We start from the raw sequence: 16350 nt of genomic DNA, 5'->3' as shown, positions 1-16350 counted from the left end.
ACCCAGCTCAAGGCACAATAGAACAACAACCCGTGGCCCTGTTTTCAGTTGGCAAAACTGGCCCTATTTTCGGTTGGCGTTAACAATCCCGTCTCGTTCCAGGCCGGGCAGCCACTTTGCTTGCCACTCACTGAGAGGGATCATGACTTTTTCGAAGCCGGCATAATCCTGGACATTTGGAGATGATGCGCTCTGCTCGTGAGCTCATTGACCAAAAGGGCATGCTACGTAGTCCATCGCTTCCGAGCGGGGCTGGAAAGCCATTAGCATCCCTGATCGTCCAGACTTGCTGTTCGCGGACGACTTCCTCGAAAAATGCCGTTGCATGCGCACCACTAATTGTCATTGCCCGTTTCCGACCGCTGGTTCAGCTCTTTTTGCGTCAGAGTTGCGGCCTGGTGTTCCAGATTCCAGCGACTGTAAGGCACCTGGGAGTGCAAAGACGGTGTTGATAAAGCTGAGGTCGATGTTCAAGTCTGGCCGCATCTGTCGCCCTTCCAACCCCCATACGCGAGTTCCCTTGCGCCGAATCCACGACATACTGCGATTTACCCATCTTTCATAGTCCTTGGAGATTTGCGCCATCGAATCTGCTTGTGACCCCAGCGAACTGGGCAAGATCACTTCTGCATCCAGACGAGCAGGAGACCACAAGATGGTGGGCGAAGCATTGGAATCTATCAAGGCTTCATCCTCAGCCGGCGTTAGCCGCTCCCAGTTCAATCTATTGAGCACGCTGGACACGGAGCCACCTTGCATGGCTGCATCACCCTGACGTACTGGAATGGGCAAGCCGAGCTGGTGATCAACAACCATCACGGGTGATTGCTCAAGCGCTTCTTCCCGGCTCAAGGCCGTCAGTGGCATCTTGATAAGTGGCCATGGATGCAAGGTCACCGTTCCCGGTTCACCCAAGTAATCGAGCAGCATCATTGATCTTCAAGAGTCGCGAAGTAATGGACAGCGGTCACCATGAACTGGAGTCTTTCATGCTGTACCGCAGTTCGCAGAAGCGCCCCTAAGCCGATCCCCTACGGACAGATGAACCTGCTCCGAAACGAGGCAATGTGTCTCCTGACCCGGGCGCGGAGGTTAGGCTGACGTGGTGATCGAGTCAGCCGCCTTTGTCATACGCGCCGTTGGCCACGCCGTGGATTTCGTTGTCGAGCCTCTTCCTCCGACAGACCCAATGGCGGCGTTGCAAGCTGCGAGGCGGGGTGAAGTCCCTCAACCCCTACGAGTGCCTTTGGTGTTCACCGGAGTTCATTCAGGACCAGTCGAATTAGCCGTCGAAATTTTGCAGGAACATCCGGAAGCAGCCTCTCCTGCTTGGGAAGACGTTCACGAAGTATCCCTGACACTGCCGGAAGGACGGGCTTACTTCAATACCCCCACGGATTGGGAGATAGCGGACATCGGCAACGTAGCGAGGGACGAAAAGGGCAGCTACCGTGCGCGGCTCCACGCTACCGGCCGAGACGCAGCTTTTGACCTGGTTGTGGACGCCCCGACCGAGCAGCACCTGGTCCAGCTCTGGAGAGAATCAACATCCCCGCCAAGTGTCATCTCGTCCCGGTCAGAACACGGCAGAAACATCCTTGATTTCATTAGGCTGTGGCAAACACCTGGAACCGCGACGGCGAAAACGGAGCCAACTCCTATCGACGTGCACCGATAGGAGTTATGCAGGGAGTTCTGTCCCGATTAAATCTGTTCCACTTATGGTGCCCGGTGGAGGATCCTCTACCGGGCACCCATCCTTATCCAGCCCCGGAGTTTTGGAGGGGTACCGTTACGCCAAAGTGTCTAAGCTGGCCGAAAGCCAAGCATCATTTTGGAGGACATATGGAGCCCGACTGGAATTTCCGCATTGGCGACGAAAGCGCTCAGTACTCTGTTCCGCCTGAAGATATTCGTCGTCCTCTGGAAGCGGCTGTCGCAAAGCTGCGGGAAGCCACCGAGGCATCCAAGGCTGCTGCCCTGGTACTTGGTGAAGAAATCAGGTCTGCAAGTAATGCCGGCTATGGCCTGGGCTGGGTTCTGGAAGCAAGCAGCCTCAACAGCGCAGACCTAGAGCGCGTTCTCCGCGGGGAAGCGCTTTTTTGATTCATGCCCGGATTATCCTCAGCAGCTGCGCACGTCCGATAGGGATCCCCTTCCGGACTACCCCATGCGCTAAATAGGGCTGTTAAAACCCCGCCATTTACCGCTGAACGTCACAAGCTAAGCGCGCCCCTGTCAGCTCCGCAATCTCGGGTCCCAGTTCTCAGGAAATGGAACGCCGCTCTCACCGGTGGCTTGTTTGGGAGGCTGGCAAGTCCACTGTCGGCGCCCCGAAGCTTGTCACTCGTCGCTGACTCACGACCTGGGCGCTTCTCTGCTCACGGTTGGCAATATCGCTGGAATAGAGTTGGGCCGAAACCCAGAATTGGGACTTTTGGTCGCCAAGAGCAAGGAGAAGATCCTGTGAAGTGTGGGACTACGACTGTCGATTGGGGAAGCGGCTACGAAATTTACGATCCTGGTGTCGCCGGCAACCCGCAGTCTCTCCCGCGCTGAGGCGCGGCAGGCATTCAAACAATGCATGCAGACCAAGCCCACGCGGTTAGAGATGCTCAGGCGACTGCTGGAGGCCAACGGACTCGAGCTAGGGACTTCCGATGACGACGTCCAACGCCTCAACGACTGGTTCTACGCCCACGTCGAGGCAGACCCCGAGCACCCTGGTCGGTTGCTCCCGGAGTGGTATTCAGTCGTTCACGACGTCGCACTTTTCCTAGGAGATGTGATGATTGAGCGCCATCCCAATTTGCGCTGGGAGTTCTTCACATGGGGTAAGACCAGCGTCGCTTACCAAAGACACGTCATCATGGGGTTTTCCACCGAGGACCCGAAGTTTCGAACAAACATCAATATCGATCGCACGGTTGCTACCTACGCCCACCGGATCATCGAGCACCGTGGGTCCATTCCCGTGTACGGAACGGTAGAGGTTCGTGGCATTCCAATAGACGTCGACGCATTGGCCGCCCACCACCGCGGCCGCTATATCGAGACAGATGCTTTCCGGCGCTGGCTTCAAAACGCAGCCCGACGAGCTTGAGCAGCGATGAATTTCCTGCGTAGCCGCTAAACGTAGCAATGCCGGCCGGGGGCACAATCATGGCGCAGATCGTTCCGAGGTCGTTAGCTCACCGCGTTCGGAGACTCGATAGCCGTGCCCGAATAGCCTGTGGCCGATCGTGCGCTTAAGAGCACGATAAGAGATCCCTTTGCGGACGGTCGAGCACGCAGACCTGTGGACTGTGACCCACGAGTTGTGAGGACGCGCCAGCTTCCAACCGTTAGACGGTTATGCTAAGCCATGAATCGGCCCCGATTTGTATTGCACGGAACCTTGGCAATCCTTACGGGCGTGGTTGTCTCCCTCACCGCCGCAGCGCTTATTCCTGCGCTTCCGCAATGGGCGGTAGTCGTGATCGGCGGTGCGGTGACTGGCCTCTGTGCGCCCGTTGTCGTTAGCCGAGATCGTACTTCTAAGGCTTCCGGACAGGCTCGCCTCACCGACATTTCGGATGAGAACGATGCTGGCGATGAAGAACGCGAGTCGAGGTAAACGCCCGAGCGCTTGCTTCTGCCTTTGTCCGGTGAAGGATCCTCCACTGAGACAACCCGGTCGTTTTCTAGGGCATCAGCAGGACCGAGATCCCGCGGTTCGATACGGACCATCGCGTGCTAACGGTACGGAGCATAGTGGAGGTCCTGAGTGCGCCGGGTGCGCACGCCGTCGCTATGCGGTCCGCTGACGACGTCACCTTCAGGGGTTAGAAGTTGCGAAAAGCGACGTGTGCTGTGAACAATGCCGCTCCGAACGACTAACTGCTCGATCACTTTCCACGCTTCAGCGATCCCGTCGGACTTGTAATCACCCCCGAAAGTCCACCAACCGAGGTGGTCACTGTAGATGACGATGAGGTAACCGCTGATGATGTGGACCTTGAAAGGAATTGCCCCGGAACGCCTTGGTCGCACTGTCAGGCTCCGGTCAAACTCAGGCTGATCCGTTGCCACATCCACCTCACCATCGCTGCCCACCAGTGCGATAAGTCGGGCCGCGAAAATATCCCCAGCACTGGGAGCCAGCAAGAACCTCTTCTGATAACTCTCGAGCACCGCAATCGCCTCATCGAGATCGGAGTCCCAGTCAAACTCCCACCTCCGAGCGTAAACAAACGGATAGGAGCCAGGTGTGATTGCGACTACGAGCCACTGCTCACCGATCACCATCAGGTCGCCGACCCGGAAGCTGGGTAGTTGATGTGTATCCGGGGCGACCAGTTCTTCTCTAACGGCATTACCGAAGAGTTGTCGTGCCCGGAGCATCAGGCGATTGAATGCTGCAAGGTGGGCATCGGGAATGGGAGGCACCCGCCCATTCTTGCCTACGCCCTGTCTACATGGGAGCCTCTTCTTGCTCGCGCCACTATGTCCGTAAAGCGGTGGCCAAGCGTTCGCTTCGCCGCCCGGTAGAGGATCCTCCTCCGCACGCACCGCCGGAAGATAGCCAAGCCGGCATCCGCATGAAGAGAACCGAAGAGCAATACAGTTTCACTCATGGCAATTTGGGACCTGACTGACGAGCTGAATCATCCGCTGGACTTTCTCTTGATCCAGAACGGATTTATCAGTCTTTTCCATCAGCAAGCCGTCCTCGACGAAGCAACGTCGTGGCTGCGAAACCACCGCTACAAGGTCGTTAAGGTTGACGCCGCTGCCTGGCAATCTACGGTTGACCTCCACCAAGACGTTGCCCGGGCTCTTGATTTCCCTGATTACTACGGCTCCAACCTGGATGCTCTCAACGATTGCCTCGGCGACGTAGCCGTTCAAGCTTATGGATGGACGGCATCGGATGCCGGGCTTGTTCTCGTGATTGATGGGTTTGAAGCCTTCAAAGGCAAGGACGCGTCAACAGCACACCACCTCTTAGACATCTTTGCCAGGCAGGCAACTTATGCCGCGCTATTCGGCCATCGCATGATGTGTCTAGTTAGAACCGGGGATCCGCGTCTGGAGCTCCCTCTGGTTGGTGGCCTTTCTGTTGCTTGGAATCACCACGAATTCCTCAGCACTCGGTGAGGGATCGGCTTACCGATGTGGCACTCTGGTTAGAGGAGACGGCCAGGAAAGGCTGATGTGCAAGGTACATATATTTTCGTAGCTGTTGCGGCTGTAGCCGTAGCCATTCTGCTTCCGATAATTTTCGTCCTTCGCCACCCAGGCAAGAAGATGGACCTAAGCCCCTATCGGCCATGGCTAGTTGGAACATTAGTTCTGGCAGCAGTTTCACTTGTTGCGACTTTCCTCGCCGTAGCTACTCAATAGTGGCTGCTCTTGTCATGCGCAAAACTAGGGGTTCAACACCTAGTCTTTGATGGGACGTTAGTGTCACGCTGGAGGATCCTTTAGCGGGCCCGGCAACCGAGGTGCAGGTACAAAGACATCCTTGCGCTTTACTCTTACCAATCGAACCTCATACGCCCGGCTCTGTATTCACGAAGGGTCATCTCCGCGCTCAACGAGTGGGTTCCCCGAGGAGTGAGGAGATCCTCCAATGCTGTTACCGCAGCACTGGAGTTCCACGCCAAGCAATCCGCAGCCGCTTTCAGACGGACGCCACGGACTGGATGGCACAGGAGCCTCTCTAGTCCTTGTTTGCCCTCTTCCCCAGACCTGAGCTGCAAGGCGAGCGCGTGAATCCGGTCGAAAATCTTGTTGGCCTTGCCAGAGTTAGTTTCAGAATTCCAGGCAACCGCCAGTTCCTCGTATTCCGAAAGCAATGAAGCAGGATCACCCATAAATCAACTCCACCTCCACGCGCCCCATATATGGATTTTACTGGCCCGACGCAGCCCTCAAGCTGGCCGCCCATCGGACGTCGCGATCGTCCGGTTGAGGATCCCCCTACGGGCGGGCGCCATCTCGTAACTGAGGGCCCAAATAGCGATTCAACCTCAACGGGTTTAGATGCCGAACACAACGGGCAGACACGGCAGTTGATGGTCCGTTCAAGCAGAATGACCGTATGGCACCCAAAGAAGTCTTCACCTTCTCGCTGGAGGTAGAGCTTGATGACCTCGAAGCGACACAGCGCTATAACGAGCAATGGGAACTGGAGGCTTCGGACGAACCGACCGTTATTCCTCCAAATGAACGCGAGCAGGGATCGAGAGCATCTGCACGTTTGATAGCCCGGGCTTTCACAGCCCAGCACCAGCAAACCGGACTCAAGCTCTGTTCCCTTAGGGTTCTGGACTAGGACTCTCTGTACCGTCGCGTCAAATAAGGGTGATGGCCGACGGGTAAACCGGCCCTTCTGTGGAACGCTGAAGGATCCTCCACCGGCCCGCCCATCGGGTGCCTACCCCAACTGCTGTGTTCGACCAGTGTCGTAATGAAGGACGCCGTCGTGTTCCAATGCGGACAGTCTGTCGGCGACTTCCTGCGCTTGAGGCTCACCGCAGGATATGGCGAAGAATTGCGGAGAGATGAAATCAATTAGGCAGCCATTCTCGGCAAGTTCAGCGGCCAGGGGATGCGATGCGTTGGGTTCATCGGTATTCAGCTGGACTCTGAATGTGAAATTGCGAGCGTCGTGCTCCAGGCCAGTGGCAACGAGCGCATTCTCAGCGGATCGCATCACGCTTACTCGGTCGCCGAAATTGAGGTCGTAGAGATAAGCGGGGACTCCTAGAACAGTTGCAGTGCCGTCCGCTTCCAAGCGACCGAGAAGTCCCTCCCACATTTGCTCCACGTCAGGTTCAGGTGGCACCGCAAACCATATGGTCTCTCGCGCTTCCAGGGCTTCTGGAAGGGGCTGGAGCAAAGCATCTCGCCAGTGCGCCACGACGCTGGGATGTTGCCGGTAATCGGTCACGAGCTGAGCCTACCCAAGGAAAACATCGATGAGACCGCGCCACGGGGTAGGTTTTCCCAGCGGCGACGGGTAGGGGGTTTCCTCTACGGGCCGTCCCAGAGGGATAGCTCACCTGCGGGCGTAGACACAATCAGTAATCCGTTTGGACCAGTGACGTTCCACGCTTCGTACGCCGACTTGGGTTCGGGCACCACACGCAGCCGGAAGCCGTCCTGGGTGACAATTTCTAGCCGTCCGTCGTCGAAGGCCCTTGCCTCAGCAACCACCTGGGAGCGTGAGAGTGGCAGTACAGGACTGAGCTGATCGAAACCGCCGCCCGGTTCGACTACATGAGAAGTGCCATCGGGGTGCTCAAGAACGAAGCTTTCCTCGATGGTGATTCTGAATTGTTCGAGAACCAGAGCTACCTGGAAATCCAGGACAAGTTGCAGGATGAGTTGCCCACTCACCTCGAGAAGCCAGTAACCCTCGAATCTCTTTGCCCCGCTCATGGATGCAGGAACATATGGCACAGGTGACCCCTTCCTGATACGCTCCGCTCCACCCTAGCCCTAGCCCTTGTCCAGGGGCCAGCATCCCAAAACGTAGAGGGTTTATCACGGCGTCGGGTAACCAGATTAGTGCGCGGAAGCCGATCCTCCAGCGGGCACCCTGCGCCCCAGGCCACGGTCGTTGGCAGAAACGACCTAAATCAATGCGATAGAGATAGTTGTTTGGCGGGTTACCGTGAATAGATGCCCCGTGCTCTGAGCGTGCCTCTATCATCTGTGCTGCTTCTCGCAACGTTGTTTCTGACTGGTTGCTACAGGCCTTCCTGTGCCACTTTGCTGGAACCTAATATCCTCTCGATTGATTTCTCGGGGATGGGGAGACCTGCGGCCGACCTCGAATTCGAGATTGACTGTCCCGGTAAGACTGAGTGCTTTGAGAAGTCCGCAGGGGCTCGATTCGACGCTGCCACTTAAAATGAAGTCGAGGTGTGGCCTGGTATCAACAGCGTCCACGTGGTTGTCTTTGAAAAAGGCCGGCAGTCCGCAATTTTTGAGAAGACTCTTGATCCAGTGCCATGGGATCCGCCCACCAAGCCCAACAGTTGTGCGGTGCCAGGCAAGGCGATGCTGAGGTTTTAGGACCTCATGCTCATATCGCCCGGCAAGTGTGTAGGAGCGGAAACACAGACGTTCACGCAGTTTTACGTAGCCGTCCCGCTAGGGGATCGTCCAGCGGACGCCGGTGTCCTCTGGACCGCCGGACTAAACCACTTTCAGGGCTCTTCGGAGATGGCACAACATCACGCCATACCCTCCACGCTAGATCGGACATACCCTAGACCATGAGTCGCCCAAAAGATGGCCAAAATCCCCAGCCAAGGTGGAAACGGTTGCTGCTAGCAGCGCTGTGGATTCTATGTGTCGTAGCGACATCCTGGAATCTCCTCGCTAATCCTCCCCATCTCGAATTCTGGCCTTCCGTCGCTTTTCTTACGGTCGTGGCACTGGGTATTGCAATACCTGTGGGCATTGAACGTAGACACCTTAGGAGCTCTGATCCCAATGACCCCAAGGAGGATACTTAGACCGTCGGGTTTGCGTGTATTTAAGTGCGAAGCTGGCCTTGAATCAATTTTCCTGTTGAGCTCTCACGCTGCCAGTAAGACGATCGCCTTACGGGCAGCTGTCTTGGAAAGGTCACTCTCCTTTTGTTGTTGCAAAGACTAGGCTGTCGTCACGTTCCTAGTTGTAGGAGAGGACAAAATGGAGATCGCGCGAAGCCGAACCAAACCGATGTTCGAGAAGACCGATCAGTGGCTGTCGCCGCTTTCTCCGGGTGAGGTCTTGGCGGCCGTCTCCACAGCTTTCGCCCCAGAGAAGGCAAAGGTACGCCAGGACGGAAACGTCCTCGACATACGGACTGGATCAAACTTGCAGTACCGCCTCTGGGGCAATTTATTCTCAGTGGGGCGCAGGAACCTGCCTGCTGCGATAACGATCCGAGTTCGAGCAGCTAAGCAGGGAGCCGAAATTGAGGCTCATGCCTTTGATACCTTCGGCTTCCGATTGACTGATCAGGCATTTTTCGGAGCTCGCGAGAGCTTTGAGGACCGGCTCAACGAGTTGTTGGAAATGGTTGCCACGGCAGCAAAGGCATCTCCAGGCGCCTGAAGGCGGTCCCGATCCGAACATCGGGGGTAACAAGTTGAGGCGATGACAAACGTCCCTTGGAGGATCCTCTACCGGGCAGCGTCCCGCCAAGCATGATGCGGGTGGGAGACCCGGTGAATGCACCCTAGTTTTGATGGGTTGGCACCTGCTGTTGCCCTATCTCTTGTTTTTTCTTCGAAGAACCACAATTCCCGTGATGATAATCCCCACTAGGGCAATGCCTGCAAGTGCAAAAACGAGGCCGACATATTCTGCCCCGCCTCCAAGATCAGGACCGATTAGTGGCTGCATAGTTTCTCCTGGTGCTCAAGGTGCTTAACCTATTAGGTCTGCACATCCTAGGGACCAGACGAGTCTTCGCACAGCCTGGGGCCCACAGGGGGTTTACCTAGGGCGGCTCAGGCTGACGCAAGTTGCTAGTGTCCGGTAGTAAATCCGTACGCAATGGTGATGAGGCCCGCCAGAACCATTCCCAGTCCTCCGAGTAGATAGCCACGCTCTGACTGGAATTTGTTAAAGACTTCCCCCGGTGGCCCGGATCGCTTGTTCCAACGGGTACTCCAATCCATCAGCCGTTTACGCTGCCAAGAGCCAAGCAAGCCGACGACAAATGCCGACAGGCCCAGAAGTACGTACATTCCCCTCCTATGCGCACCGGATAGTGCACCACCGCATTTTTATGTTGCCAGGTTCATGCCGCGATCAATCGTGTACATATTCCTAGAGGAAACTCCGGCTCGTGTACAGCATCAAAAAGGTTGACGTCCTCTACCAGATGCCGGCAACCAGCAGCCGGGCGCCGTATGCCGGTCCCTCAGCGGGCAGGATCGTCTGACAAGCAGCAGGGGTAGGGTCATCTGCATGATGTCCAGAGGAGTTTGATTCGAAATGAATACGATTTATCGCAGTATGAGGCAACAGCGCAACTGGCTGAAAATACTTCTTCACGGCTCGATCGCCAGCGGAGTGTTGGCGCTACTCACGGCAGGATTGACTTTAATTCTGTTCCAGGAAATTGAGAGCAGGGGTGACGTTACCAACGCGCATGATTTCGGGTGGCGCGCAATCGCGCTTGCTGTGTTGTCTCTCGTGTTCTTCACTGTCTACCTCATCCGTCGCAATGCGCAGCGTACGAGGTCCCCGCAAACGTAGAAGAATGGCTCCGATCTCGTGACGTGATCATGGTGCTGACACAACGAGTAAGTGAGGCACTCTTCTGCAGGACCCCGAGCTTAGACGAGGGGTGTCCGCATTAGGTTCTATGAGCGATCCTTTGCGGGCAGACCCTGCCGGTCTTAGCCCGCGATATGTTTCCGTCATGAATGACCGCTGGCCGCGAGTGCGCGCATTTTTCCGGTGTGAGCAAACTGCCTAAGAGTAGGGCCCACCCAGTCAGGTCTCGGAGACGCCGCATCGTAAGCCAGAAACTACCCACCCGCCAGGAATGGTCGGGCTTACACCGACAATCCAGTCACTGCTGCGCACCGTCTGTTCATCCACCACGTTCCAACCCTCGGTTGGAGCACCGGAAGGCGCGCTCACCGACTTAGCCCACATCAGGGCGGCACCTTCAGGGGTTGGTTCTCCTGGCACGCTCGTGTCAACGTCAGCAACAAAGGCGCCGTGACAAGGCTCAGCACTACCGCTTGGCACGATCCCGGTGGACGCTGGCTGCACCGCACATGACGCCGAAGTGAACACGATAGCGACCGTAACTCCAGCTATCCCGACGTTTTTCCTCACAGTCGCATCATAAGGCTGAAGACCTGTCGCATCTATGGGTAGGTTGCATCCCTTGCATCCGGCAGGTGCACGCGGAACGATCCCTCACAGCGCGTGGGTTTTCCTACACGCTGGAGATAGGCTTTGGACTGCAAGTCTGCCACGGCCGTAGCAGGCGGGCGGCCTAGATTCTCACCTCAGCGTTGGAAGCTGTTTGGCAGGCCGTCGGATCTTGCCGTGGCGCCCACTCCAGATCAGCATCTATATCTGCAACCGTCTGCGATGTGCTTATCTGCACAACGACGATACGGACCGACCTGAGGCTCGGAATGATGTTAACGGGGTATTCGGTATCGGCGGCGTAGACAGTCGCTGTTTGCGTCTCGTCATAAACGCAGGAACCGAGTTCCGGGCAGTGAAGAGTGTACTCCAAGTCAGATGTTGGGATGTCCATCCGCGAAAAATCCACGGAGAGCGTTGTCATCACCAGCATCGTGGGGCAGCTGGCTGGCCCGCAGGCGCTAACAGTAGTCAGTAAGGCCAAAGCCACGAGCGGGGCCGGTACTACCCACGCCGACTTCCCCATGGATCAAGTCTAGGTTTTACGACCTCGCATCGGGGTTTTCTTAAGGTGAACTTTAGGGCTAGGTCCCAACGGCCGTTCGGTTCCTATGGATGTCCGGTAAGGATCCCTGACCGTATTTAGAGGTTCAGTCGAATTTCACGAAGGCCCGGACGGATCCTCCACGAAATTCGTCTGTCTGGGCATAGCCGAGCGATTCATAGAATGCCTTCTGTTTCGGCTCATCATCAGTGATCAAAACCTTCTGCCGCACATGCGGGTACTCTTCGAGGGCTCTTTCGGCTAGAGCTCGCCCTATACCTCGTCGGTGGTGTGACGGCAGGACCAGGATGTCTTGGAGATAACAGATAGAAGCCCCGTCGGAGATCACTCGCGCCAGCCCCACAAGCACCTGACCATCACGGGCAGCGACAAGAGTGGAGGACCCTTGCAGGGCTCGCTGGAGGGCGTCCGGATCCTTGGTGTACGCCAGCCATTCCACTGCGCCATACAGTGCGAGCACATCACTCAAAGCTAGGTCTTCTACCTCGACAACTTCGATTGTGGTCATGGTCCATCGAATCACAGGGGTATATCTATCTGCCCGTTGAAAGCCTGTAGTGCGACCGGTGAAAGGTCTCCTATCGTGCGTGTCAACGAACCAGCCAGGGCCCATCCGAGCACTGCTCGGTACCTGGTGGATGGTTCAGACGCGGACCACGCCTGCGGCCTCAGCCGCCGCACCGTCCGGGGCTTCGGCCGGTGCCTCAACGCGGGTTGCGCTCCGCTTGGCGGCGGCCGCTGCGAAGGCCATGACGGCCACGCCCGCCAAGGTGATGACGGCTCCGGCCCAGATCGGTGACGTGTATCCGAAGCCTGCCGTGATGGTGACGCCGCCCAGCCAGGCACCGAGGGCGTTCCCCACGTTGAAGGCGCCGATGTTGGCGCCGGAGGCCAGGGTGGGCGCGCCCGGAGCGTATGTCATCACGCGCATCTGCAGCCCGGGAACGGTGGCGAAGCCGAAGCCGCCCATCAGCACCAGGGAGATGACCGTCAGGACCGGGTTGGCTGCCACCAGGGCGAACGCCACCAGGACCACAACCAGGACGGCGAGCACCACCAGCAGGGTACGGTCCACGTTCCGGTCCGCCGCCTTGCCGCCGAGGGTGTTACCGGCGAACAGCCCCACGCCGAACACGATCAGGAGCCACGGCACCGTTGAGGCAGCGAAGCCTGACACTTCGGTGAGGGTGTAGGCGATGTAGGTGAACGCGCCGAACATGCCGCCGAAGCCCAGGACCGTCACCACAATGGAAAGCCACACCTGGCCGGAGCGGAACGCGCCAAGCTCTGAACGCAGGCTTCCGCCGGCTTCGGCTGCGCCGGCCTGCCGGGGCACCAGGGCCAGGATGCCGGCGAGCGCCGCCACGCCGATCACGGTGATGGCCCAGAACGTGGCCCGCCAACCAGCGGCCTGGCCCAGCAAGGTGCCAAAAGGTACACCCAGGACGTTGGCGGCAGTGAGCCCGGTGAACATCAGCGCAATGGCTCCTGCCTTCTTGCTGGGCGGCACCATGCCGGCGGCCACCACAGCGCCGATGCCGAAGAAGGCACCATGCGCGAGTGCGGCGATGACCCGGCCCAGCATCATGGGCCAGTAATCCGCAGCCGTTGCGGACAGCAGATTCCCGGCGATAAAGAGCACCAGCAGGCCGGCCAGTACGGGCTTGCGATCCAGCCGGGTGACAGCCGCCGTCAACCCCAGGGCGCCCACCACCACGGCGAGCGCGTAGCCCGAAATGAACCATCCGGCGGACGCTTCGCTCACCCCGAAGTCTGCGGCAACGTCGGGCAGGAGGCCCGCGATCACGAATTCGGTGAGTCCAATGCCAAACCCTCCAAGGGCGAGGGCAATCAGGCCAACAGGCATGTCAATGCTCCTTTGAGCTTTGTGGTTGGTTGTTCCCTGCGGGAATAGCGCCTAAAATAGTTGCAGGCGCGGTATTTATTGTTGCACATGCAAATATACCGCGCAAGCAACTACTTGTGTGCACCGCCGCCGATCCTCTGTCGCCGGCTTCCCGGAAGGAGCAACCATGGGCATCAAGGACGACGCCGTCGAGGTCCGCGCGCAGGGCTGGCGCACCCTGGCAGCCCTGCACGGCCTGATCGAGGGTGAGCTGGAACGGTCCCTGCAGGCTGAGTCCCAACTGTCCGTGGTGGAGTACACCGTCCTGGACGCACTGAACCGGCAGGACGGCTGGCATATGCGCATGCAGCAGCTGGCCCGGGCCACAGCCCTGAGTCCCAGCGCCACCACCCGCCTGGTTAACCGGCTTGAGGACCGGGGCCTGCTGACCCGGATCCTCTGCGATGACGACCGGAGGGGCATTTACACCGAGCTCACCCCCAGCGGAAGCTCGCTGCTGGCCGAAGCCCGCCCGGTCCACGACGCCACGCTGGAAAGGGCGCTTGAACAGGCCCAGGCGCTGCCGGAACTTGCGACCCTGGTGGGCGCGCTGCCCACGCTGCACGTTCCGGCGTAAGTACGGCCCCACCTTCCGCCACCAACAGAAGATGCCCCTCCGAAGATGAACGGAGGGGCATCGCCTTTTCTGGAGGAACCGTATTGCGGGCTGGCTAAATCGCCTTGCCGGCGGCTGCCCCGGCCTTCTGCCCGGCAATGTTCTTGAAGTAGTGCTCCAGGTCCTCGAGGCTCTTGTCCTTGGTTTCCGGAACGTACTTCGCGGCGAATGCGATGGCGCCGACCCCCAGCACGGCGAAGACGAAGAACGTGTTGGACAGCCCAATGGCGGCCAGGAGCTGCGGGAAGCCGAAGCCCACCAGGAAGTTCACAATCCACAACAGGAACGCGGACGCGCCCATGCCCAGGCCGCGGATCTTGAGCGGGAAGATTTCGGACAACATCAGCCAGGTGACCGGGGAGATGGCACCCTGTTGGAAGGCCAGGAACGTCACGGTGAGCGCCAGGATGACGAAACCCCGGACGGACCCTTCCGGCAGGATCAGTGAGAAGAGCCCGATGAGCAGCAGCGCCGTCGTCGTGCCTGCCTGCCCGGTGATCAGCATCCTGCGGCGCCCCACCTTGCCGAGCAGCCAGATGCCCACGAAGGTGGCCAGGACCGAGATAACGCCGTTGGCGATGTTGGCGGTCAGGGCTGCTTCGCGGCCAAAGCCGGACTCGGACAGGATCTGCGTCCCGTAGTACATGATGGAGTTCACGCCCGTGATCTGCTGGATAACCGCCAGTCCCAGGCCCACAAAGAAGATCCGGCGGAGCCACGGGATGCCGAGGTCCTTCCAGGTGCCCATCTTGGACTTGTAGTCCTCCACGGCCATGGCCTTGACTTCCTCGAACTCCCTCCGTGCCTCCTCCTGGGACCTGATGCGCTGGAGCACGCTGAGGGTTTCGCCGAAGCTGCCCATCGAAGCGAGCCAGCGCGGGCTCTCGGGCATGAAGTTCATCCCGATCCACAGCGCAATGGCGGGAAGGGTAGCGATCACCAGCATCCAGCGCCAGATGCCGCCGGACTCGCCGAAGGTGTTGCCGAGGTAGGCGTTGAAGATGAAGGCCAGCAGTTGGCCGGTGACGATCATCAGCTCGTTCTGCGTGACGATCCGCCCGCGGCGGTCGCTCGGGGACACTTCGGCCAGGTAAACCGGAACCGTGACGGAGGCGCCGCCCACGGCCAGGCCCAGAATGAACCTGGCGGCGATCATCACCTCGGTGCTCGGCGAGAAGGTACAGGCAAGCGTGCCGATGAGGAAGATGACCGCCAGGACCATGATCATCTTCCGGCGCCCGTTGCGGTCAGCCAGCCGGCCGCCGAACAGGGCCCCGAAGGCTGCACCGAACAGCAGCGACGACGTCACCAGCCCCTCGGTGAGCGGCGTCAGTCCCAGGTCTTCCTGCATGTACGGCAGCGCGCCGTTGATCACACCCGTGTCGTAACCGAACAGCAGGCCGCCGAAGGTGGAGATGATAGTGACAGTCCGGAGCGCCTTCTTATGGTTCCCGGGCTTGGTTTCCGTATGCGCAGGCACACTCATACGCTGACCTTTTGCACGTACTGCTTCATGGTGTCCAGCTGGTACCGTGACACCTCATCGGCGTTCTCGTCCTCGGCGAAAACGCTGGAAACCATCACGGTGTCCTCGCGGTCCAGGAAGCCGATCTCCTTCAGGCCGCCGAAGAACTCGTCCCAGTTCACGTCACCGTCGCCCACCTTCAGGTGCTGGTGGACGCGGACCGGGTTGCCCGGCGGGTTGGTGATGTAGCGCAGCCCGTGCGAGGCGTGGTGGTCCATGGTGTCAGCCACGTGGACCAGGCGCAGCCGGTCCCCCGCCGCCCGCATGATCTCCAGCGGGGAGTCCTTCATGTGGAAGCTGTGCGAGGCCACGTAGACCATGCCAACATTCTTGGAGTTCACGCCCCGGATCACGCGGATGGCGGCGAGGCCTTCCTCCACGAAGTCATCCGGGTGCGGGTCAATCAGCAGGTCGATGCCTTCCCGCTCGATGATGGGCACCAGTTCCTCCATGGACCGGTAGAACGCCCGTTCGGACTCTTCGGCCTTCTCCGGCCGGCCGCTGAACTCGGTGTTCATGGTGCTGACGCCGAGGTCCACGGCGATCTGGATGGCCCGCTTCCAGTAGCGGACCGCGGCTTCGCGGGCATCCTCGTCCGGGCCGGACCAGCGCAGCACCGGCAGGATGGAGGCAATTTCGATGCCCGCATCCGTGCAGGCCTTCTTCAGCTGTCCCACCAGTTCGTCGTCCGCTTTGGGATGGTTGTAGAAGGGGATGAAGTCCGGGTGCGGGGTCATCTGCATGTACTTGTAGCCAAGGTCCGCCACCACCTTGGGGAACTCCAGCAGGCTGTGCGAGTGGTGGTACGGGGTGGGGTCAAGTGCGATTTTCACGTAAACACTCCATTGTGGATCAGG

The 16350-nt window shown here is 58.8% G+C and carries 17 protein-coding genes and 2 pseudogenes; 7 read left to right on the top strand and 12 right to left on the bottom strand.

Annotated features, from left to right (window positions below; genetic code table 11):
* Positions 1-63: 63 nt before the first annotated feature.
* The 3 genes and pseudogenes from UC32_RS21210 to UC32_RS20625 all read right to left on the bottom strand — a co-directional run.
* A pseudogene (locus tag UC32_RS21210) lies at positions 64-189 on the bottom strand (hypothetical protein); the annotation flags it as partial.
* A 31-nt stretch (positions 190-220) separates the two neighbouring features.
* Positions 221-346, bottom strand: a pseudogene (locus UC32_RS21205) (DUF2750 domain-containing protein); the annotation flags it as partial.
* Positions 343-933, bottom strand: a complete 591-nt coding sequence (locus tag UC32_RS20625) for a hypothetical protein (RefSeq protein ID WP_152642653.1) — start codon at positions 931-933, stop codon at positions 343-345. The gene UC32_RS20625 and the pseudogene UC32_RS21205, both read right to left, overlap by 4 nt.
* Before the next feature lie 912 nt (positions 934-1845).
* On the opposite strand from UC32_RS20625, the gene UC32_RS17075 reads away from it, so the two are divergent.
* Both UC32_RS17075 and UC32_RS17070 read left to right on the top strand, forming a co-directional pair.
* Positions 1846-2106 carry a hypothetical protein gene (locus tag UC32_RS17075; protein WP_045732385.1) on the top strand — a complete coding sequence of 87 codons (261 nt, stop codon included), beginning with the start codon at positions 1846-1848 and terminating at the stop codon, positions 2104-2106.
* Positions 2107-2584: 478 nt separating this feature from the next.
* Positions 2585-3103: a hypothetical protein gene (locus tag UC32_RS17070; RefSeq protein WP_152642652.1), complete on the top strand. Its 519-nt coding sequence runs from the start codon at positions 2585-2587 to the stop codon at positions 3101-3103.
* Between the two features lie 632 nt (positions 3104-3735).
* Here UC32_RS17070 and UC32_RS17065 read toward each other — a convergent pair.
* Positions 3736-4428: a hypothetical protein gene (locus UC32_RS17065; RefSeq protein ID WP_045732383.1), complete on the bottom strand. Its 693-nt coding sequence runs from the start codon at positions 4426-4428 to the stop codon at positions 3736-3738.
* Positions 4429-4614: 186 nt separating this feature from the next.
* On the opposite strand from UC32_RS17065, the gene UC32_RS17060 reads away from it, so the two are divergent.
* The gene (locus UC32_RS17060) at positions 4615-5139 is read left to right on the top strand and encodes a barstar family protein (protein ID WP_045732382.1); all 525 of its coding nucleotides are present in this window, start codon (positions 4615-4617) and stop codon (positions 5137-5139) included.
* 380 nt (positions 5140-5519) lie between these two features.
* Here UC32_RS17060 and UC32_RS21200 read toward each other — a convergent pair whose 3' ends face one another.
* Positions 5520-5858 (bottom strand): DUF2019 domain-containing protein, encoded by a 339-nt coding sequence (locus tag UC32_RS21200; protein WP_045732381.1) that lies wholly within the window; start codon positions 5856-5858, stop codon positions 5520-5522.
* 227 nt (positions 5859-6085) lie between these two features.
* On the opposite strand from UC32_RS21200, the gene UC32_RS17050 reads away from it, so the two are divergent.
* The gene (locus tag UC32_RS17050; protein WP_045732380.1) at positions 6086-6319 is read left to right on the top strand and encodes a hypothetical protein; all 234 of its coding nucleotides are present in this window, start codon (positions 6086-6088) and stop codon (positions 6317-6319) included.
* A 102-nt stretch (positions 6320-6421) separates the two neighbouring features.
* Here UC32_RS17050 and UC32_RS17045 read toward each other — a convergent pair whose 3' ends face one another.
* Both UC32_RS17045 and UC32_RS20115 read right to left on the bottom strand, forming a co-directional pair.
* The gene (locus tag UC32_RS17045; protein ID WP_152642651.1) at positions 6422-6937 is read right to left on the bottom strand and encodes a DUF4265 domain-containing protein; all 516 of its coding nucleotides are present in this window, start codon (positions 6935-6937) and stop codon (positions 6422-6424) included.
* Between the two features lie 83 nt (positions 6938-7020).
* Positions 7021-7428 carry a DUF6188 family protein gene (locus UC32_RS20115; protein ID WP_052690611.1) on the bottom strand — a complete coding sequence of 136 codons (408 nt, stop codon included), beginning with the start codon at positions 7426-7428 and terminating at the stop codon, positions 7021-7023.
* 1263 nt (positions 7429-8691) lie between these two features.
* Here UC32_RS20115 and UC32_RS17035 point away from each other — a divergent pair.
* Entirely contained in the window at positions 8692-9099 is a 408-nt protein-coding gene (locus tag UC32_RS17035) for a hypothetical protein (protein ID WP_045732378.1), read from the top strand.
* A gap of 888 nt (positions 9100-9987) precedes the next feature.
* A complete protein-coding gene (locus tag UC32_RS17030; RefSeq protein ID WP_045732377.1) occupies positions 9988-10251 on the top strand; it encodes a hypothetical protein in 264 nt (87 codons plus the stop codon).
* Between the two features lie 754 nt (positions 10252-11005).
* On the opposite strand, the gene UC32_RS17025 is transcribed toward UC32_RS17030, so the two are convergent.
* The 3 genes from UC32_RS17025 to UC32_RS17015 all read right to left on the bottom strand — a co-directional run bounded on the left by UC32_RS17025 (position 11006) and on the right by UC32_RS17015 (position 13313).
* Entirely contained in the window at positions 11006-11305 is a 300-nt protein-coding gene (locus tag UC32_RS17025) for a hypothetical protein (RefSeq protein WP_152642650.1), read from the bottom strand.
* 226 nt (positions 11306-11531) lie between these two features.
* The gene (locus tag UC32_RS17020) at positions 11532-11954 is read right to left on the bottom strand and encodes a GNAT family N-acetyltransferase (protein ID WP_045732375.1); all 423 of its coding nucleotides are present in this window, start codon (positions 11952-11954) and stop codon (positions 11532-11534) included.
* Between the two features lie 135 nt (positions 11955-12089).
* Positions 12090-13313, bottom strand: coding sequence for an MFS transporter (locus tag UC32_RS17015; protein WP_045732374.1), 1224 nt, complete (start codon positions 13311-13313; stop codon positions 12090-12092).
* 166 nt (positions 13314-13479) lie between these two features.
* Between UC32_RS17015 and UC32_RS17010 the strand changes: the two genes are divergently transcribed.
* Entirely contained in the window at positions 13480-13929 is a 450-nt protein-coding gene (locus UC32_RS17010; protein ID WP_045732373.1) for a MarR family winged helix-turn-helix transcriptional regulator, read from the top strand.
* Between the two features lie 94 nt (positions 13930-14023).
* On the opposite strand, the gene UC32_RS17005 is transcribed toward UC32_RS17010, so the two are convergent.
* Positions 14024-15454, bottom strand: a complete 1431-nt coding sequence (locus UC32_RS17005; protein ID WP_045732372.1) for a sugar porter family MFS transporter — start codon at positions 15452-15454, stop codon at positions 14024-14026.
* Positions 15451-16326 (bottom strand): sugar phosphate isomerase/epimerase family protein, encoded by an 876-nt coding sequence (locus UC32_RS17000; RefSeq protein ID WP_045732371.1) that lies wholly within the window; start codon positions 16324-16326, stop codon positions 15451-15453. Before UC32_RS17000 ends, UC32_RS17005 begins: the two co-directional genes overlap by 4 nt.
* Positions 16327-16350: the final 24 nt, after the last annotated feature.

It is taken from the genome of Pseudarthrobacter chlorophenolicus, from assembly GCF_000962805.1.
Lineage (GTDB): Bacteria > Actinomycetota > Actinomycetes > Actinomycetales > Micrococcaceae > Arthrobacter > Arthrobacter chlorophenolicus_A.
The sequence above is the reverse complement of the archived record's forward strand: the minus strand, read 5'-3'. Positions and strand labels throughout refer to the sequence as shown.